This window comes from Tepidibacter hydrothermalis (assembly GCF_029542625.1).
Taxonomy (GTDB): Bacteria; Bacillota; Clostridia; order Peptostreptococcales; family Peptostreptococcaceae; genus Tepidibacter_A; species Tepidibacter_A hydrothermalis.
Genome location: NZ_CP120733.1, coordinates 2,997,850 through 3,016,762 on the forward strand (window position 1 = coordinate 2,997,850; position 18,913 = coordinate 3,016,762).

At 29.2% G+C, this 18,913-nt stretch carries 20 protein-coding genes, 1 riboswitch and 2 other annotated features; of the genes, 7 read left to right on the plus strand and 13 right to left on the minus strand.

From position 1 onward, the window contains the following. Positions 1 to 4 precede the first annotated feature (4 nt). Both P4S50_RS14135 and uppS read right to left on the minus strand, forming a co-directional pair. Positions 5 to 385 carry a GntR family transcriptional regulator gene (locus P4S50_RS14135; protein ID WP_277731447.1) on the minus strand — a complete coding sequence of 127 codons (381 nt, stop codon included), beginning with the start codon at positions 383 to 385 and terminating at the stop codon, positions 5 to 7. A 170-nt stretch (positions 386 to 555) separates the two neighbouring features. Beyond that, a complete protein-coding gene (gene uppS, locus P4S50_RS14140) occupies positions 556 to 1,203 on the minus strand; it encodes a polyprenyl diphosphate synthase (RefSeq protein ID WP_277731448.1) in 648 nt (215 codons plus the stop codon). 138 nt (positions 1,204 to 1,341) lie between these two features. Beyond that, positions 1,342 to 1,449: riboswitch (TPP riboswitch) on the plus strand. Between the two features lie 78 nt (positions 1,450 to 1,527). Here uppS and thiS point away from each other — a divergent pair. Genes thiS through P4S50_RS14170 form a run of 6 tightly spaced genes read left to right on the plus strand, consistent with a single transcriptional unit; the run spans position 1,528 to position 6,336 of the window. Continuing rightward, positions 1,528 to 1,722, plus strand: a complete 195-nt coding sequence (gene thiS / locus P4S50_RS14145) for a sulfur carrier protein ThiS (protein WP_277731449.1) — start codon at positions 1,528 to 1,530, stop codon at positions 1,720 to 1,722. A gap of 2 nt (positions 1,723 to 1,724) precedes the next feature. Then, positions 1,725 to 2,531: a sulfur carrier protein ThiS adenylyltransferase ThiF gene (gene thiF, locus P4S50_RS14150; protein WP_277731450.1), complete on the plus strand. Its 807-nt coding sequence runs from the start codon at positions 1,725 to 1,727 to the stop codon at positions 2,529 to 2,531. Between the two features lie 10 nt (positions 2,532 to 2,541). After that, a complete protein-coding gene (locus P4S50_RS14155; protein WP_331489621.1) occupies positions 2,542 to 3,315 on the plus strand; it encodes a thiazole synthase in 774 nt (257 codons plus the stop codon). 3 nt (positions 3,316 to 3,318) lie between these two features. After that, positions 3,319 to 4,422 carry a 2-iminoacetate synthase ThiH gene (gene thiH, locus P4S50_RS14160; RefSeq protein ID WP_277731451.1) on the plus strand — a complete coding sequence of 368 codons (1,104 nt, stop codon included), beginning with the start codon at positions 3,319 to 3,321 and terminating at the stop codon, positions 4,420 to 4,422. A gap of 20 nt (positions 4,423 to 4,442) precedes the next feature. Beyond that, a complete protein-coding gene (gene thiC / locus P4S50_RS14165) occupies positions 4,443 to 5,780 on the plus strand; it encodes a phosphomethylpyrimidine synthase ThiC (protein ID WP_277731452.1) in 1,338 nt (445 codons plus the stop codon). After that, positions 5,752 to 6,336, plus strand: a complete 585-nt coding sequence (locus P4S50_RS14170; protein ID WP_319023188.1) for a thiamine phosphate synthase — start codon at positions 5,752 to 5,754, stop codon at positions 6,334 to 6,336. Before thiC ends, P4S50_RS14170 begins: the two co-directional genes overlap by 29 nt. Positions 6,337 to 6,632: 296 nt before the next feature. Here P4S50_RS14170 and rplT read toward each other — a convergent pair whose 3' ends face one another. From rplT to infC, 3 genes are read right to left on the minus strand one after another with little or no spacing between them, the layout of a single operon-like run. Beyond that, complete coding sequence (rplT, locus tag P4S50_RS14175) at positions 6,633 to 6,989, minus strand: 50S ribosomal protein L20 (RefSeq protein ID WP_277731453.1); 357 nt, start codon at positions 6,987 to 6,989, stop codon at positions 6,633 to 6,635. 32 nt (positions 6,990 to 7,021) lie between these two features. After that, positions 7,022 to 7,219 (minus strand): 50S ribosomal protein L35, encoded by a 198-nt coding sequence (rpmI, locus tag P4S50_RS14180; RefSeq protein WP_277731454.1) that lies wholly within the window; start codon positions 7,217 to 7,219, stop codon positions 7,022 to 7,024. A gap of 26 nt (positions 7,220 to 7,245) precedes the next feature. Then, positions 7,246 to 7,773, minus strand: a complete 528-nt coding sequence (gene infC, locus P4S50_RS14185) for a translation initiation factor IF-3 (RefSeq protein ID WP_277734752.1) — start codon at positions 7,771 to 7,773, stop codon at positions 7,246 to 7,248. A gap of 49 nt (positions 7,774 to 7,822) precedes the next feature. Beyond that, positions 7,823 to 7,949 (minus strand) — a sequence feature (ribosomal protein L20 leader region). 267 nt (positions 7,950 to 8,216) lie between these two features. Here infC and P4S50_RS14190 point away from each other — a divergent pair. After that, a complete protein-coding gene (locus P4S50_RS14190) occupies positions 8,217 to 9,611 on the plus strand; it encodes an ATP-dependent metallopeptidase FtsH/Yme1/Tma family protein (protein ID WP_416390160.1) in 1,395 nt (464 codons plus the stop codon). A gap of 38 nt (positions 9,612 to 9,649) precedes the next feature. Here P4S50_RS14190 and P4S50_RS14195 read toward each other — a convergent pair whose 3' ends face one another. The 8 genes from P4S50_RS14195 to P4S50_RS14230 all read right to left on the minus strand — a co-directional run bounded on the left by P4S50_RS14195 (position 9,650) and on the right by P4S50_RS14230 (position 18,891). Then, positions 9,650 to 11,551, minus strand: a complete 1,902-nt coding sequence (locus P4S50_RS14195; RefSeq protein WP_277731456.1) for a M4 family metallopeptidase — start codon at positions 11,549 to 11,551, stop codon at positions 9,650 to 9,652. A gap of 254 nt (positions 11,552 to 11,805) precedes the next feature. Next, positions 11,806 to 12,549, minus strand: coding sequence for a LytR/AlgR family response regulator transcription factor (locus P4S50_RS14200; protein WP_277731457.1), 744 nt, complete (start codon positions 12,547 to 12,549; stop codon positions 11,806 to 11,808). Between the two features lie 64 nt (positions 12,550 to 12,613). Further along, positions 12,614 to 12,745 (minus strand): cyclic lactone autoinducer peptide, encoded by a 132-nt coding sequence (locus P4S50_RS14205; protein WP_277731458.1) that lies wholly within the window; start codon positions 12,743 to 12,745, stop codon positions 12,614 to 12,616. Between the two features lies 1 nt (position 12,746). Then, positions 12,747 to 13,370, minus strand: coding sequence for an accessory gene regulator ArgB-like protein (locus P4S50_RS14210; protein WP_277731459.1), 624 nt, complete (start codon positions 13,368 to 13,370; stop codon positions 12,747 to 12,749). Positions 13,371 to 13,384: 14 nt separating this feature from the next. Further along, positions 13,385 to 14,695 (minus strand): sensor histidine kinase, encoded by a 1,311-nt coding sequence (locus P4S50_RS14215; RefSeq protein ID WP_277731461.1) that lies wholly within the window; start codon positions 14,693 to 14,695, stop codon positions 13,385 to 13,387. A gap of 172 nt (positions 14,696 to 14,867) precedes the next feature. After that, complete coding sequence (thrS, locus tag P4S50_RS14220) at positions 14,868 to 16,787, minus strand: threonine--tRNA ligase (RefSeq protein WP_277731462.1); 1,920 nt, start codon at positions 16,785 to 16,787, stop codon at positions 14,868 to 14,870. 78 nt (positions 16,788 to 16,865) lie between these two features. Beyond that, positions 16,866 to 17,079 (minus strand) — a binding site (T-box leader). A 55-nt stretch (positions 17,080 to 17,134) separates the two neighbouring features. Next, positions 17,135 to 17,740 carry a DUF445 domain-containing protein gene (locus tag P4S50_RS14225; RefSeq protein WP_277731463.1) on the minus strand — a complete coding sequence of 202 codons (606 nt, stop codon included), beginning with the start codon at positions 17,738 to 17,740 and terminating at the stop codon, positions 17,135 to 17,137. 11 nt (positions 17,741 to 17,751) lie between these two features. Next, a complete protein-coding gene (locus P4S50_RS14230) occupies positions 17,752 to 18,891 on the minus strand; it encodes a SpoIIE family protein phosphatase (RefSeq protein ID WP_277731464.1) in 1,140 nt (379 codons plus the stop codon). Between the last annotated feature and the right edge of the window lie 22 nt (positions 18,892 to 18,913).

Here is an 18,913-nt window from a genome sequence, read left to right on the forward strand (position 1 = left end):
ATGATCACCCCTTATCTATTTCCAAATAAACTTCTTTTATAATTTCTATAAGTTCAGATTCGCCTATCCCCATATGGTGCATATCTATTATGATATTTTTTATCTGTCCTTTAATCTTCTTCATCTTTTGATAATCTACATCAGGCTCATAATCATCAGCAACATAGGTTCCTCTTCCCTTTATACTAACTATAAACCCCTGCCTTTCGAGTTCCTTATAAGCACGAGATACAGTATTTGGATTTGCTGTAATCATAGAAGCTAGCTCTCTTACAGATGGTATTTTATCATTCGGTCTTAATATTTTTTTCATTATATTTTCCTTGATTCCATCAATTATTTGCTCATATATAGGTTTACTACTTCTACTGTTTATATTAATCAATCTACCACCTACTTTCTCAAAGTCATTCCAGAGTGTATTAATTCAATTAATACACTTAGTACACATGTATAATAACACACCCATCCAATATTTGTAAATATTATTTTGTAAAATCATTCCTTTTTATGCAAAAAATAAAAATAGTGCGCAACTTAGTTGCGCACCATATATTAACCACCAAGAGTTACATCTTGAGTTTCATACCAATTCAATGCTTCATTTATATGTCCCGGTTTAAAATCAGGCCAATAATCATCAACAACATAAAAATCTGCATATATAGATTGAACTGGCAAGAATCCACTAAGTCTTCTTCTACCACCCCATCTTATTATAAGGTCTAGTCTAGATATATCTTTTGAATTTATATTCTCTATTATTTTATTCCTACTAGTAGTAGTCTCATCAAATTTTAAATTTCCAAGATCCCAATTCCATCCATAGTTCACCAAGAAATTTACCTTCATATCTGCTTTTCCAAAATCTTTTCTTGTAGTATATTCTTTTAATTCTTCTGGAAACATAGGTGATTTATGATTTCCTACAACCAATAAAGAAGCATCTTCATTTTCAAGCATCTTTACAGCATCTACACAAGCTTTAGTGAATGCTTTAGTTTGAACAGATGGTCTTTTTGTATTATCCACTGTAAAACCATAATATGTTAGTTCTTTCACACCCATTTTTTTACAAGTTCTAAATAATTCAAGCCCAGGATTCAACCCTTCATCATATCCCATTTCCTTACTCATACCGTTATTTTGAGCCCATCTTCTATTACCATCAGGTATTACCCCTATATGTTTTGGAATTCTCATATAACCCCTCCTTCAAGCTGTTTTTTTTATTATTTACCTTATATAGGAAATTTATACTTTCACTGTCACTTTTAAACTTTTTTGAATTATATTGTTGAACAATATTTATTAATGTGTTATTATGAACCTAAATTAAATAGTTTTTGCTAGGGGTGCTGGTAGGCCAGCTGAGATTAAGACCCATAAGTCTTTGACCCTTAACCTGATCTGGATAATGCCAGCGTAGGGAAGTGTATGTGTATATATTTTAATATGTAAATATATAGGTGCAAATCCTTTTTCTGGGATTTGCACCTTTTTTTATTGCCGAAAGGAGGCATAAATATGATTGTTAACGGAGATGAAATGTCTTTCAATAAAGATATGACAGTTAAGGACCTTATACTAAATCTTAATCTAAATACACAAACCATTGTAGTTGAAGTAAATTTAAATATAATCCCTAAAGATCAATATGAGAGTACAAGTCTTCACGAAAACGATAAGGTTGAAATAATCAATTTTGTTGGAGGTGGTTAAGATTGAAAATATACGTAAATAAAAAAAAGCACGACATAAAATCAAATGCCACCGCTTATAACGTTAGAGATTCTATAAAAAAAGATGCTGATGTAATAATATTAAATGGATTTATTATAAATAAAGATACAAAGCTTAATGAATCCGATGATATAACACTTATAAAAAAAGGTGAACAACCATCTAAAGAAGAATTAGAACATCTTTTGGTATCAAGGCATACTCCTAACGTTCATGGAAAAATAAAAAAAGCCAAAGTAGCAATCGCAGGTCTTGGCGGTCTTGGGTCTAATATAGCTGTATCACTAGCTAGAATAGGTATTGGGAAATTACTTTTATTTGATTTTGATGTAGTAGAACCTAGCAATCTAAATAGACAACAGTATTTTATAAAACATATTGGAATGAGAAAAACAGATGCTATTAAAGATATCATCCATCAGTGCAATCCATTCGTAGATGTTTATACACAAAATATATTTATAGATAAAAACAATATAAAAGATACATTTAAAGATGTTGAAATTATAGTAGAAGCATTCGATAATCCTAATTCAAAAGCAACTTTAGTAAACACTATTCTCTCTGAAATGCCAGAAAAGAAAATAGTCGCAGCTTCTGGATTAGCAGGATATTTTTCATCAAATTCAATAATCACTCAAAAAATAAAAGATAATTTATATATTGTTGGTGATAACAAATCAGAATCAAAGCCAGGATGCGGACTTATGGCTCCAAGAGTTGGAATCGCTGCTAATCATCAAGCTAATATGGTTTTAAGGCTTATTCTAGATGAACAAGAAATTTAAGGGGGTTATTATGGATAAATTAAAAATAGGTGGCACCAAGTTAGATAGCAGGTTGTTTATAGGAACAGGAAAATATTCTTCAAACGATATATTACCTAAAGTTATAGATTCTTCTAAATCTCAAGTTATAACAATGGCTTTAAGAAGAGTTAATCTAGATTCTCCAAAAGAGAATATATTAAATTACATAAATAAAAACTGTATTTTACTTCCTAATACTTCTGGTGCTAGAAATGCCGAAGAAGCAGTTAGAATAGCAAGACTTGCAAAAGCTGCAGGGTGTGGTAATTGGATAAAAATCGAAGCTATTTCTGATAATAAATATCTTCTTCCAGATAATTATGAAACTATTAAAGCTATAGATATATTAGCAAAAGAAGATTTTGTAGTTCTTCCTTATATGAATCCAGATTTAATGGATGCCAAAAGAATGGTTGATGCTGGTGCTAGTGCTATAATGCCACTCGGCTCTCCTATAGGAACTAATAGAGGAATTCGAACTGAAGAGATGATACAAATTTTGATAGATGAAATCGATATACCTATTGTTGTTGATGCAGGTATTGGAAAACCTTCTCAAGCTGCACAAGCAATGGAGATGGGTGCAGATGCAGTTCTTGTAAATACAGCTATAGCATCATCAAGTGACCCTGTTATGATGGGCGATGCTTTTCGTAATGCTGTAATCGCTGGAAGAAAAGCATATCTTGCAAAACTAGGATCAGTCAAAAAATTCGCTAGTGCCTCTTCTCCTCTTACAGGTTTTTTACAAGGAGATGAGTAGTCAATGAGCTTTTATAATGAATACTTAAAATATAAAGATTTTGACTTTGATAGTTTTTTCAAGAATACAACCGATGAAGATATATTAAATACGATAAATAAAGACAAGTTGGATAAATTTGATTTTTTAAGACTGTTATCTCCTACTGCCGAAAAACACTTAGAACAAATGGCAGCTAAATCAAATAAATTATCACTACAACATTTCGGAAAATCTATAATTTTATATACACCAATGTATTTAGCTAATCATTGCTCTAATAAATGCGCATACTGTAGCTTTAATGTTGAAAATGATATAGATAGAAAACAATTAACTCTTGAAGAAGTTGAAATTGAAGCTAAGAATATATCTAAGACTGGTCTTAAACATATATTAATTTTAACTGGAGAATCTAAATCCAAAACTCCTATTTCTTATATAAAAGACTGTGTTAAAGTACTTAAAAAATATTTTGATTCCATATGTATTGAAATTTATCCTCTTGAAGAAGATGAATATAAAGAACTAATATCTGCCGGTGTAGATTCTCTTACTATATACCAAGAAGTATACAACGAAGATATTTATGACAAGGTTCATATCGCAGGCCCTAAGAAAAACTATAGATTCAGACTCGATGCTCCAGAGAGAGGATGTAAATCTAAAATGAGGTCTATAGGTATAGGATGTTTACTCGGTCTTTACGATTTTAGAATCGAGGCTTTCATGACTGGTCTTCACGGATATTATCTTCAAAGTAAATATTTAGATGTATCAATTAGTTTTTCTCTTCCTAGAATAAGACCACATGTAGGAAGTTTTATGGATTTACATGATGTGAATGATAAAAATTTAGTTCAAATAATGTTAGCTCTTAAGTTATTCATGCCTTATGCTGGTATAAATATCTCAACTAGAGAAAGTGAAAGTTTTAGAGAAAATCTTATTCCTCTTGGAGTCACTAAATTGTCTGCAGGAGTTTGTACTGAGGTTGGAGGACATTCTCAGTCTAATAAAAGTTCTAGTCAATTTGAAATATCAGATACAAGAAGTGTTTCAGAGGTTGCAATATCACTCGAAAGAAAAGGTTATCAACCTATTTTTAAAGATTGGGTACATATATAAAATTATGGGAGGTTTTTAATATGAATTATACAACTCAAATGGATGCTGCAAAAAAAGGAATTATAACTAAGGAAATGCAAATAGTTTCTGAGAAAGAAAATATTGATGTAAATTTACTTAGAGATTTAGTAGCTAATGGTAAAGTTGCCATTCCAGCTAATAAAAACCACAAATCTTTAAGCGCTGAGGGTGTAGGCGAAGGTCTTAGAACTAAAATAAATGTAAATTTAGGAATATCAAAAGACTGTCCAAATATAGAACCCGAAATAGAGAAAGTAAAAAAAGCAATTGATCTTAAAGCTGAGGCTATAATGGATCTTAGTTCTTTTGGTAAAACAGAAGAATTCAGAAAAAAAGTTGTTGAAATATCACCAGCAATGATAGGAACTGTTCCAATGTATGATGCTGTTGGCTTTTATGATAGAGAGCTTCAAGATATAACAGCTCAAGAATTTTTAGATGTTGTTGAAAAACATGCAAAAGATGGTGTAGATTTTGTAACTATTCATGCTGGACTTACTAAAGTAACTTGTGATACTTTCAAAAAAAATAAGCGTCTTACTAATATAGTTTCAAGAGGTGGATCTTTATTATTCGCATGGATGGAACTTAACAATAGAGAAAACCCATTTTACGAGTACTTTGATAAGCTTTTAGATATTTGCGAAGAATATGATGTTACTTTGAGTCTTGGTGATGCTTGTCGTCCTGGTTCTATCAATGATTCTACTGATGCATCTCAAATTGAAGAGCTTATTATTTTAGGAGAACTTACAAAAAGAGCATGGGAAAGAAATGTTCAAGTTATAATTGAGGGTCCTGGACATATGCCTATCAATGATATAAAAGCTAATATGCTTCTTCAGAAAAAATTATGCCACGGTGCTCCTTTCTATGTTTTAGGTCCTATTGTAACTGATATAGCACCAGGATATGATCATATAACAAGTGCCATTGGAGGAGCTATAGCAGCAAGTTGTGGAGCTGACTTTTTATGTTATGTAACACCTGCAGAACATTTAAGACTACCTACACTAGAGGATATGAAAGAAGGTATAATGGCAACAAGAATTGCAGCTCATTCAGCAGATATAGCAAAAGGTATTAAAGGCGCAAAAGATTGGGATTATCAAATGAGTGAAGCTAGAAAAAACTTAGATTGGGAAAAGATGTTTGATCTTTGTATAGATGAAGAAAAAGCTAGAAAGTTTAGAAAAGAATCTATGCCTAAGCATGAAGATAGTTGCACAATGTGCGGAAAAATGTGCTCTATGAGAAATATGAACAAAATATTAGACGGTCAAGATATTAATATATTAAGGGATGATAATGAAAATGTTACATCTTGTAACCAATAGAAAATTAATACCTGATGGTAATATATTTAGAGTAATTGAAGAGTGTGTGAATGCAGGAATCGATAGTATAATACTTAGAGAAAAAGATCTCAGTTATGATGAACTTTATAACATAGCTAAAGAAATCAAACTAATAGCAGATAAAAAGAGCGTTCCACTTATAATCAATGGTACTTTGGATGTTGCTAGAGATTTGAAATGCCATGGCTTTCACACAGGATTCAACTGTATTAAAAATAAACTTCCTGATTTTGATGGAATAATAGGGGTTTCTATACACAGTGTAGAAGAAGCCATACAAGCTCAAAACCTAGGAGCCAATTACATAATAGCAGGACATATATTCCCAACAGATTGTAAAAAAGGGCTCGAACCTAGAGGTACAGATTTTATAAAAAAAATAAAACAAAATGTTGAAATTCCTATAATATGTATAGGTGGCATCAACGAAACTAATATAAAAAAAGTATATGAATCTGGCTCAAATGGAGTTGCAGTAATGTCTTCAATAATGAAATCTGATAATATTTATAATACAGTTCACAATTTAAAATAATAACTTAAAGTAAGAAAGTCTACCTTTAAAGATTTTAAAGGTAGACTTTCTTTGAAATTCAGAACGAAAACTATATTTATGCATAAATTAAAAATGAATATAATTTCCTATTCGTTATAAAAAATTCGTCTACTCGCTAACGCAGTGACTCATGTCGCCAACGATCCTTTCAGGCTCCGTTGCTCAAAAATAGTTGCAAGTATATCCTTTTCAATAAGTTATCCACAAAACAAAGAATGATACATTTTCCTATAGAATAAAAAAATCCTTAGATAAAATCTAAGGATTTTGTTTTATTATTTTAAGTTTTGCTTAGCAGTTTCAACTAATTGCTTGAAACCTTCTGCATCGTTTATAGCCATTTCAGATAACATTTTTCTGTTTATGTTTATATTAGCTAACTTTAATCCGTTTATGAATTTAGAGTAAGATAATCCGTGCATTCTAGTTCCTGCATTTATTCTTTGAATCCAAAGCTTTCTGAAATCTCTTTTCTTAAGCTTTCTTCCTACATAAGCATGCTTTAATGCTTTCATTACAAATGCATTAGCCGGTCTAAATAATCTACTTCTAGATCCTCTGTATCCTTTTGCAAGCTTTAATATTTTCTTATGCTTCTTACGCGCGTTCATTGCCTTTTTTACTCTTGCCATTTTTTGCGACCTCCTTTGTTTAGATATTTATTTTATAGGTATGGTAATAATCTTGATATTCTTCTTTGATCTCCAACACTTACTATTCCTGCTTTTCTAAGGTTCATCTTAGTCTTAGCACTCTTCTTAGTTAATATGTGGCTCTTATAAGCTTTAGCTCTCTTTAATTTACCTGTTCCTGTAGCTTTGAATCTCTTAGCAGCTCCTCTGTGAGTTTTCATTTTTGGCATGCTAATTTCCTCCTCTCAAAGTATAATTATTTTTTAGGATCTAATGTTACAACCAATCTATTCCCTTCAAATTTAGGGTGTCTTGTTGGTGTTCCAACTTCTTTAACAATATCTAAAAACTTCTTAACAACCACTAATCCTGCATCTTTGTGGCCCATTTCTCTTCCTCTAAATCTAAGTTCTACTTTAACTTTATCACCTTTTGTTAAAAACTTAATAGCCTGCTTAGCTTTAGTGTTCAAGTCGTTTTCTTCTATTGATGGTCTTAATCTTATTTCTTTTACAGTTACTGTTTTTTGTTTTTTTCTTGATTCTTTTTCTTTTCTAGACTGCTCGTATTTAAACTTACCATAGTCCATAATTTTACACACTGGCGGTTTTGCATTTGGTGATATTTTAACCAAATCAACATTTGCTTCATTAGCCATTATTTGTGCTTCTCTAGCTGAAACTATTCCTAACTGCTCACCTGTTTGAGATAGAAGTCTTACTTCCCTGTCTCTTATCTCTTCATTAATTGGTAGCTCTTTAATAGTTAGACACCTCCAAATAATATTAAAATAATAAAATTTATATTAAATAAAATTTTATCTATATTATAGATTAAAATAAAAAAAACGCATAGCACAAGCTATCCGTATATACTCAACATAACCAAGATCAAAAATCTAGTTATTAACCCTACAACCATAAGAGCAAGGTGAGAAGTGGATAACTTCTACTTCATTTAACATTAATTATATTATCATTTTTAATCTAACGTGTCAATATTTTTTTTATTTTTTTAATTGTATATTATAAAAAATAAATATCAATAATAGTATTATAAAACTAATTTGATTTTTATTATAAACTTCAAAATTTTCAACTTGAATTTTTGAGAAAAACTTGTTTACTTTTCTAATGGTAAAATTAACAATTAATAATCTTACACTTTTAGGAGAAACTAAAAATAACTACAAAATAACCTAACATTTAGAGGTGTTACATTATGAGTATGATTAAAGAAATATTTAAAAAAATTAATATGCCAGTATTCGCTTTTAATCAAAGTAAGATGGAAAAAGATACTGGTAAAGATGATGGAACTTTTTCAAAACCCAAAACTACTTTTAAAGATGTTGCTGGTCTTGATGAAGTAAAAGAAGAATTATTTGAATTAGTAGATTTTATTAAAAACCCAGAGAAATACAAAAAAATGGGTGCTACTATTCCAAAAGGTGTCTTATTCAACGGCCCTCCTGGAACAGGAAAAACATTACTTGCTGCATCTGTTGCCGGCGAAACTAATTCAGCTTTTTTTAATACAACTGGATCAGAATTCGTAGAAAAATATGTCGGTGTTGGTGCCAAAAGAGTAAGAACACTATTTGAAAAAGCTAGAAAAGAATCTCCAAGCATCATATTTATAGATGAAATAGATGCTATAGGAGCAAAAAGACATCTAGAAAGTAACAACGAAAAAGATCAAACTTTAAATCAACTTTTAGTTGAAATGGATGGATTCAACAAAGACTCAAATGTGATAATCATAGGTGCAACAAACAGATTAGACTTATTAGATGAAGCGTTACTCAGACCCGGAAGATTTGACAGACATATATATATAGGAAATCCAAATTGCTATACAAGACATGAAATTCTAAAAGTTCATACAAAAAACAAGCCTTTAGAAGAATCAGTAAATCTTGAAGAATTAGCAAAAAAAACACACGGCCTTAGTGGTGCTCACTTATCTAATATAGCAAATGAAGCTGCTATAATGGCTGTAAGAGAAAACAAATCAACTATAAATAAGCAACATTTTGATGATGCTATTGAAAGAATTCTTGCTGGACTTGAAAGTAAGAATAGTAAGTTAGTAGAAAGAGAAAAGAAAATAGTATCTTATCATGAAGCTGGTCATGCTCTTATAAGCAACCTTCTTGGAATAAATCCGATTCAAAAAATATCTATTGTTCCTAGAGGCCAAGCTTTAGGTTATGTACTTCAGCTTCCAGATGAAGATAGGTTTATACACACTAAAGAAGAACTTCTCAACAAAATTAAAATCCTACTCGCTGGGAAAGCTTCTGAAGAATTAATATTTAACCATACATCAACAGGAGCTAAAGATGATTTGAAAAAGGTAAGCTCTATTACAGATCAAATGATTTGTGAATATGGTATGAGTTCATTAGGCTCCAGTACAATTGAAGGAAATTATAAAAACCTAATGGTAAATAAAATTCAAAATGAATCAAATTCTATAATCAAAGAATGTTATCAAGAGACACTAAACCTTCTAAAAAAACATTCTGAAGAACTTCACTTAGTATCTAATCATCTATTTGAAAATGAAACTTTAACTCACGACGAATTAAAAGATATAATAAAAAGAGTCTATACATAATGTATAGACTCTTTTTATTTCAAACAGAAAATTATATTTTAATATACGCCTACAGAATCAAATGCCTGTGCTACATCTCTTGCTTCGCTACTATTATTTCCATATAAATCTTTTGCTGATTGTATTAAAGCAAGTCTTGCATCATGGAAATCAGATGTTTTTACTAAATAATTAGTAAGTGCATGATAGTATATTTGACCAGTTTTTTCATGTCCAACACTTTGCATAACATTGTATGCTGCTTTATTAGGTATACCAGAATTGCTATGAACTCCACCATGATCTTGTGTTGTATTTAAGTAATCATCCATATGAGCTGGTTGTGCTCTATACGCTTTATCACTTCCTGGATCTGCCATATCTCTTAATGCATCATTTGGATTATTAGGTGTCCATATATCTTCTCCTAATAGATAATCGGCTTTTTCTGGTTGATATTCAAACTCCATTAAAGCTCCAAACACATCTGAGAATGATTCATTTAAAGCTCCAGACTGATCCTTATACTCAAGATTAGCTGTGTGTTCTGTAACCCCATGTGTTATTTCATGACCTACTACATCTAATGATCCAGATAAAGCAATTGCTTCTACTCCATCACCGTCTCCATAAATCATTTGAGTTCCAACCCAAGCTGCATTAGAATAATTCTTTCCATAGTGAACTGAAGATATTATATCCATGCCTTTACCATCGATACTGTTTCTATTAAAATTATCTTTGTAATATTTGTATACATAACTTGCATATTTATGAGCATCTACTGCTGCCTTTTGATTATCTGCATCGAATTGCTTGTCTTTATCTATCATTAAATCTCCAGGTAGATAAAGAGATGCCCAGTAATCTCCCCATTGAGTAGGTACATTTGTTGCATCATAAGTTATTATATTTGTTGTTGAACTTACAGCATCTTTCATTTCATACTTACCTCTATTATAATTAAGACCTATCTCTTTTTCATCTCCTAATACACCTATTCCAGATCCTTTTACATTAGCAGTAGCTAACCTATTATTTTTTTCTAAAATTGCTCCATTTGTCTCACTAACAAAAATCTTCCAATCTGCCAGTTCTGGTTCTGCAACTGCTAATCTAACTTCATAAACAGGAACATATCTTCCATCTAAATCGTATAAATACTTACTAACTTCTGGTTCATTTATTAACTTTTCTGCTCCTACTTCTGTTTTTGCAGCTTCTATAGCTGTAGTTTGGTCTATTCCCATAGATCTTTTACTTCTTCTTGAAACTTTATCATATATCGCATTATCTAACTTACCATTAATAGCATATATAGATCCTTCTTTGTCAAAGTGAACTACGTACTCTTTACCATATAATGGGTTACCTTTATACAACTGTTGCAGTTTAATGTGAGTATTTCCTATTTTATCAGTGTTTTTACTTATCATCTCAAACTCATCTCTAGGATTATCTATTTTAAATGTCTCTTTATTTTGTTCAAAGAACTCTACTACACCATCCATATCTATAGATGTCTTAGCAGAATTTTCAACTTCAATAAACTCCAATCCACTTTTTTCTTCCAATCTAGCTATTTCCTTAACTTCCTCTTGTTTCACTTCTTCCTTCTCTACTTCCTCTTTCTTCACTTCTTCCTTCTCTACTTCTTCTTTCTTTACTTCTTCTTTCTTCACTTCTTCTTTCTTCACTTCTTCTTTCTCTACTTCTTCTTTCTTCACTTCCTCTTTCTCTACTTCCTCTTTCTTCACTTCTTCTTTCTCTACTTCTTCCTTTATAACTTTAGCCTCTTCCTTAACCTCATCAACTAAATTTTCTTCTGTAGATTCTACTTGAACATTTTCATTTACTACTATTTTATTTGGAGTCACATCTTGAGCGTTAGCTACTGGTGCGAATAACATAGAGCCAGTCATCACTGTCGATAATGCAATTGAAGTTATTTTTCTTTTCATCAACAATACCTCCATTTCAAATTTTAAATAATTTTATGTAATAACTACAGTTAACCCCATCCCCTCCTTATCTTTTATTTTATATACTACACCAGCAATTATTTCATTACAAATTATGGTACAAGCTCGTAGAGATACTTTCATGTCATAAAATCTCTATGGCTAAGACATGAAAGTGTATTTTTTTAGAGTTTTCTGACTTTTCGTTTTTTTCTTTATAATATAAAAACTTATTGTTTATAAACAATAAGTTTTTATATTACTTTCTTTTTATTTAAATATAATTCATTCAAAAACTTTATTTCATTTCTTTTACTTAACAAGGCTTTCAATTCACATTTTTTAAAAGATACTTCAAATGATGTTTTATTGTACGGTAATATTTTATTTACTTTATCTATATTTACTATAAATGATTTATGCGATCTAAAAAAGTTAGATGATAATCTTTCCTCTATATCATAAAAAGATTCATAGAAATCTTCTTTCATTTCAGAAGTATATATAGTAGTTAATCTCCCATTTTTTTCGAACATGATTATATCATTCAAATTAACTATATATCTATCTCTATCTTTTTTAAATATAAACTTTTCTTCATCATTAGAAAGTTCCTTAGCATTTTTCTTTAAATTTATTTCATCTATAGCTTTTTCTAAAGTTAATGTAAGTCTTTTTTCATTAAATGGTTTAAGTATATAATCAAAAGAATACACTCCAAAAGCCTCAAGTGCATATTCTTTGAAACCGGTTACAAATATTATATATACATCTGGATTTATATTAAATATATCTTTAGCTGCATCAATACCATTTTTATGAGGCATATCTATATCAATTACAATAATATCAAAATCCCCTTTTTTAATTCCTTGAATAGCCTGTAATCCATTTTCCGCTGTTTTTATAAATCCTATATCCTTAAGCTTACTTACTACTTTTACAATATGATTTCTTACCACTTTATCATCATCACATATAAGAACATTAATCCCCATTGTCCCATCTCCATTTCCTCTTTAGAATATAAAACCTGTACATATAAAATGTACAGGCTGTATATTATTTTTGTAATTTTTTTGGTGTTTTTGGTTGGTATAAAATACCATGGCACGCAGCATTAGATGTGTTTTCAGCTACCTTACTTATATATTTTGTAGCAGTTCTCAATACAGTTATTTTTAGATTTTTCATTTTAAAATCCCCCTTGTAATATATTATCAAATTTATCAACAATCCTATATGACATAGGATGTAATAATATCATTTGAATAAAAACTCCCATAAAACTAGATAATATAACTTCATATCCTATGTTAAAGCATCTACTTATCAACATAAGCATTGTATATACTATAAATAGAATCATAGTTATTTTCTTAAATTTATTTTTTTCTAATTCATTAATTATAGGTCTATTTGGTGTATCTTGAGGAACAAATCTAATAATCATATATATACTATACATAACTATTAAACCAATTACGACTGTAAAATTATAACAATTCAACTTATCCTTAATTAAATCTATAACCAATGAAGATCCTATAAATAAAATCATAGAAATAGTCATACAAGCTTTATATGTAGTAGCATGTACTCCACCTGAAAATTTCCTAAAAAAACCAAACGTAATACATATAATTAAAGCATATTTTAAAACACCAAATATTAATCCCAAAATAGCTAGTGTTATGAATTTAAAAATATCCCCTATAATTACAAATAATCCATATTCAATTACTTCTCTATCATCTTCATCCACATTTAGTTGATCTTGAAAATAGCACGAAATCTTATTTGATATATTTTCAATCATTTTTCATCTCTCCATTAATATTTAGGAATAATAATACTAAATTCAGTTATATCTTCATTACTTTCTACAAATATACTAGACTTATATTTTTCAACAGTCTGTTTTACTATATAAAGACCAATACCTCTATCTTTACCTTTTTTAGTACTGAATCCTTCTTCAAAAATTCTATCTATAGATGTTATTTTCTGTCCATTATTTTTTATCTTAAATATATAACATAATTCATCTACATATACAGTTAATTCTACATACTTATTGTTTTGCTCAATTTCATCAAGCGAATCAAATGCATTATCTATTACATTAGACAATATATTGCAAATTTCGAAATTAGGAATTTTTAGTTCTCCTATTCTAGACTTTATATTAATTTTAAACTCTATTTGCTTATGCTTAGACTGTTCCTGTTTAAGACTTATAACAGAATTTAAAAATATATTTCCAGTATCTATGAATACACCTTCATTATTTATATGTTCTGTCAGATTATCTATATATTCACTAGCTTCCTTAAACTTATTACTATCTATTAAAGAATATATAATCTGCATATGTCTTAAATAATCATGTCTTTGCTTTTTAAGTATATTTATATTTTTTTTCATATTATCTAAATTTCTTTTTATAAGCATGTCTTCATAATTTTTTTTTATATTATTTTCAATCAATCTAAACATAATCACAACTATGAAAAATAACATTGCTAATATAAGCGCAACTATAAATAACATTATCTTTTTATGATAATCTTCTATTTTTTCATCAAATATGTAAGAATAAATACTGAATGTCATCATCATAGCTATGTTTATAATAATAAATATATTAGAAATCATTTTATTATTTATAACATTATTACTATCATATATTCTAAAAATAAATATATCTTTTTTATATACTAAAATACCTATTATAGCAAATATTATCAAAGATGGACAAAAATAAATTATTCTAAGAATTTCATGCTTAGATAATACATCATACCTTAATCCTACAATATAAATTATCATTAAATTAAAATATTGTATTAAAAACGATATAGTAGTTCCGAAAGTAATAGCTATGAAAGAATTTTTAATGTCTATTTTTAGAAAAAAACAAAATAAAATTGTCAAAATTAAAGTAACTACCAATGAATGTATATCTATATGTAATGATAAATAATTCATATAAATATAAAACATTATTCCTTCTATAATTGACATTATAAATATTTTATGTAACTCTGATTTATGTCCTATACATCTACTAGCTACAAATAATATAAAAAAAGCTTCTGGTATACTTCCAAATAATATAGTTACCCAAGTTACATGTCCCATTTTACCACCATTTCAAATATATAGAATTTTATATAAATTATACCATAGAAATAAATACTTTTGTATTATATTGTTAATTTACAGTTTTCATTCCACCTTTTTCTACTTTCATTTAATTCAATTTTTAAATATACTAACGAAAAATGCCGACCCCTATGAGCCGGCATTTTTTTTATAAACTATTAACTTTTTCTTTTTCTTCTTTTAATATACTCTCTATAAATTCATCAACAGATATAGATCCTACTTCTCCTTTGTCTCTTGAACGAACAGATATTTCATTGTTTTCTTGTTCCTTTTCTCCTACTACTAACATGTAAGGAACTTTTTCAAGTTGTGCTTCTCTGATTTTGTATCCTATTTTTTCTGCTCTATTGTCTATTTCCACTCTTATTCCTTTATCAAATAAAATTTCTTTAACTTTATTTGCATAGTCTATATATTTATCTGATATAGGAAGTACCTTAACTTGAACAGGAGCTAACCATAATGGGAACTTACCTGCAAAGTGCTCTATTAATATTCCTATGAATCTTTCTATACTTCCAAATGCAACTCTGTGTATCATTATAGGTCTATGCTTTTCTCCATCTTTTCCTATATAAGTTAAGTCAAATCTTTGAGGTAACTGCATATCTAACTGTATAGTTCCACATTGCCATGTTCTTCCTATACAATCTTGTAAATGGAAATCTATCTTAGGTCCGTAGAAAGCTCCATCACCTTCATTTAATTTATAATCCAGTCCTAATTCTTCTAAAGCTTCTCTTAATCCATTTTCAGCTACTTCCCATTCTTCAGCAGTTCCAATAGAATCTTCTGGTTGTGTAGATAATTCTACATGGTATTTAAATCCAAAAGTCTTATATATACCATCTATTAGGTTAGCAACACCTTTTATTTCATCTTTTATTTGCTCTGGTAACATAAATATATGTGCATCATCTTGAGTAAATGCTCTAACTCTCATAAGTCCATGTAATGCTCCAGATAATTCATGTCTATGAACTCTTCCTAATTCTCCAACACGCATTGGAAAATCTTTATATGAATGCATTTGAGTTTTGTATGCAAGCATTCCACCAGGACAGTTCATAGGTTTTATAGCAAAATCTGATTCATCAATTTGAACTGTGTACATATTTTCTTTATAGTGATACCAGTGTCCTGAAGTCTCCCATAGATCTCTGTTTAATATAATAGGAGTTTCTATTTCAACATATCCATCTTTTCTATGAATTTCTCTCCAGAATTCTAATAATTTATTTTTAAGTTCCATTCCTCTTGGTAAGAATAATGGGAATCCTGGTCCTTCATCTGGAATTACGAATAATCCTAATTCTTTACCTAATTTTCTATGATCTCTTTTTTTAGCTTCTTCAAGCATTGTTAAATATGCTTCTAAGTCTTTATTCTTTTCAAATGAAGTACCGTATATTCTTTGAAGCATTTTATTTTTTTCATCTCCACGCCAGTAAGCACCTGCTACACTTAATAATTTTATAGATTTAACTTTTTTAGTAGTTGGAAGATGTGGTCCTCTACATAAATCTACAAAATCTCCTTGCTTGTAAAAAGATAAAACTTCTCCTTCTGGAAGATCTTCTATTAATTCAATTTTGTAATCTTCATTTTTTTCTTTCATTAATTTTATAGCTTCTTCTTTAGAAAGTTCAAATCCTTCTATAGCTAAATCTTCTTTAACTATCTTCTTCATTTCAGCTTGTATTTTTTCTAAATGTTCAGTAGTTAATCTTTCTTCTAAATCTATGTCATAATAGAATCCACTGTCTATTGCTGGTCCTATAGCAAGCTTTGCTTCAGGATATAATCTCTTTATAGCTTGAGCTAATATATGAGCACTTGTATGTCTGAAAACTTCTTTACCTTCAGCATCATCAAATTTTAATAGGTTAATTTCTGAGTCTTCCTCTAATTTATAGTTAACTCCAACAGTAGCTCCATTTACTTGTCCTGCAACTATACTTCTTGCAAGTCCTTCACTTATTGACTTAGCAATCTCTAATATAGATATTCCTTTATCAAATTCTTTTACTGATCCATCTTTTAAAGTAATCTTTACTTTACCCATGATATTCACCCTCCTGTATTTATTAGTTGTTTTAGTTTATAAATAAGTTTTTATAAATAAAAAAACTCGTCCCATAAAATCTGGGACGAGTATAATCTCGCGGTTCCACCCAAGTTGGCAAAAGCCCTCTTGAAGATTATAAGGTAATCAACCTGAATTTTTCATCCAGTAGACTAATCAATTCAACTCTAAGGTAGTTTTCAATTATCCATATTTGGAAATGCTCTCAGCCGGTGACATTTCTTCTCTTGAAACTGGGTATAATTTACTCTTCCTTGTTCATCGCTTTATTATTAATTTGATTTTATATGATTATATATCTCATACAATAAATTGTCAATATTTTTTTAAAAATTCATTACAATTAAACCTTGAAGTATACCTATAAAAAATCCTAATATAAGCCCTAGTACCTCTATATGCTTTAATTCTTTTTTTGCTATATTTATTATTATTTCCTCTAATTTTTCTAAATCAAATTCATTTATTTTATCTTCTACCATTTTTCCTATTTTTATTCTATTAGCTGATTTATGAATTAAATATCCACTTAAATCTCCTATTACATTTCCTATTTCTTCTTGAATTATTTTATCCAAATATTCTTTTATCATACCCTTAAATGATACAGGTATAAAAGGAGGCAGTTTTTGTTCTATAATCTCATCAACTTTAAGTTTTAGAGCCTTCATAAGGTTATCTTTATCTTCTTCCTTTATCATATTAGTTATTATATCTTCTACAGATATGAGTTCTTGTTCTACTACATCTCCTATAGATTTTGCAATTTCTTTTCTTCTTTTCGGTATAAGTCCTTCTATTTTTAAGTTTATTATAGGTATATTAACAGGTCTTATAGGTCTAAATATTAACTTTATAGCAAGTATATTTGTAACCCAACCAATAACCGCTCCTATAGCTCCTAAAAATAGTATCTTCATCATAATTGTCATTTGTTTCCTCCTTAGTAATAGAATATATTAACCTCTTTACCCAATTCTATTAATTTATCTTTTATCTTTTCTACAATTTGAATTTTAGCTGCTAAATCATCAGGAAAATCAAGACTTTGATAAGCTAAATTTACACTTCTTCCAACTAAAAAATCAATATTAGTACATTCATCTATTAATATTTTGAGTATTTTATATGCTCCATTTTCTTCTTTGTTATCTTTAAATATATCATCTATATGATATTTATTATTATTATAATCATTAAGTACCTCAAGTACCTTTTTTAAGGTTAACACACCTTCAGTAACCAAATCAATATTTTTTATATATCCAACAGGCGGTATATCTCCTTCTATATGCTTCATATCCATTTCAAAATCAGTATCCAACTCTCTTGCAACTATTTTAGCAGCGCTTCCCCCGCAAACTATTTTTTTACCTTTACTTTTAATAAGGTTTGCAACTACTATTTTATCATTTTCACAATCTGTTGGTGGTCCTGTGAACAAGGTTACATATTTATTTTTCATTATTTTTATGGAAAGTACAGTTGTATCATCTCCGGGTTTTTGAAGATATAAATCATCACATATTCCAATTATTTTTTTAGTCAAACTCAACGAAGATATATTAGATGGAATCATTTTAATATATTCGGATACATTTTTCAAATCCCATCCTAGATTTAAAATTTTTCCACTTCCAGCATTTAGTACTCCATCACTAAAAGAAACTATTATATCATCTTTTTCCAAATTAAATTTAGACTCTATAACTCTCCTACCTGATATTATAACCTCTTCACCTTCAATTATATCAATATTTCCATTTCTTTTAATAAGTACCTCTGGGTTATCAAATCTAGCTATATAGCATTCGCCACTGTTAGATACATATATTATCGTAAACGTAGAATAAGCCAGTTGTCTAACCTTACAAGTGGGTAATGTATTAATTATTGTATCTACAACCGATTCTATACTAAGTCCATTTTTCATCATAGTAACAGCTATTTTTGATGTAAGTGTAGCCAATATATTAGCTTTTACTCCAGATCCCAAACCATCTGATAATACCGCTATACACCCTCCATCAAACTTTTCTATTTCAACTTTATCACCACATAACTCTTCTTTATATCTATTCAAGCTTAGATATGCTAAATCTACA

What these genes read in the sequence shown, in the direction of transcription:
- uppS (WP_277731448.1), bottom strand. Translation starts at nt 1,203, where the DNA reads ATGAGAATTCCAAAACATATAGGGGTAATACCTGATGGTAATAGAAGA.
- thiS (WP_277731449.1), top strand. Translation starts at nt 1,528, where the DNA reads ATGATTGTTAACGGAGATGAAATGTCTTTCAATAAAGATATGACAGTT.
- P4S50_RS14155 (WP_331489621.1), top strand. Translation starts at nt 2,542, where the DNA reads ATGGATAAATTAAAAATAGGTGGCACCAAGTTAGATAGCAGGTTGTTT.
- thiH (WP_277731451.1), top strand. Translation starts at nt 3,319, where the DNA reads ATGAGCTTTTATAATGAATACTTAAAATATAAAGATTTTGACTTTGAT.
- thiC (WP_277731452.1), top strand. Translation starts at nt 4,443, where the DNA reads ATGAATTATACAACTCAAATGGATGCTGCAAAAAAAGGAATTATAACT.
- P4S50_RS14170 (WP_319023188.1), top strand. Translation starts at nt 5,752, where the DNA reads ATGAAAATGTTACATCTTGTAACCAATAGAAAATTAATACCTGATGGT.
- rplT (WP_277731453.1), bottom strand. Translation starts at nt 6,989, where the DNA reads ATGGCAAGAGTAAAAAAGGCAATGAACGCGCGTAAGAAGCATAAGAAA.
- rpmI (WP_277731454.1), bottom strand. Translation starts at nt 7,219, where the DNA reads ATGCCAAAAATGAAAACTCACAGAGGAGCTGCTAAGAGATTCAAAGCT.
- P4S50_RS14190 (WP_416390160.1), top strand. Translation starts at nt 8,217, where the DNA reads ATGATTAAAGAAATATTTAAAAAAATTAATATGCCAGTATTCGCTTTT.
- P4S50_RS14195 (WP_277731456.1), bottom strand. Translation starts at nt 11,551, where the DNA reads ATGAAAAGAAAAATAACTTCAATTGCATTATCGACAGTGATGACTGGC.
- P4S50_RS14200 (WP_277731457.1), bottom strand. Translation starts at nt 12,549, where the DNA reads ATGGGGATTAATGTTCTTATATGTGATGATGATAAAGTGGTAAGAAAT.
- P4S50_RS14205 (WP_277731458.1), bottom strand. Translation starts at nt 12,745, where the DNA reads ATGAAAAATCTAAAAATAACTGTATTGAGAACTGCTACAAAATATATA.
- P4S50_RS14210 (WP_277731459.1), bottom strand. Translation starts at nt 13,370, where the DNA reads ATGATTGAAAATATATCAAATAAGATTTCGTGCTATTTTCAAGATCAA.
- P4S50_RS14215 (WP_277731461.1), bottom strand. Translation starts at nt 14,695, where the DNA reads ATGGGACATGTAACTTGGGTAACTATATTATTTGGAAGTATACCAGAA.
- thrS (WP_277731462.1), bottom strand. Translation starts at nt 16,787, where the DNA reads ATGGGTAAAGTAAAGATTACTTTAAAAGATGGATCAGTAAAAGAATTT.
- P4S50_RS14225 (WP_277731463.1), bottom strand. Translation starts at nt 17,740, where the DNA reads ATGACAATTATGATGAAGATACTATTTTTAGGAGCTATAGGAGCGGTT.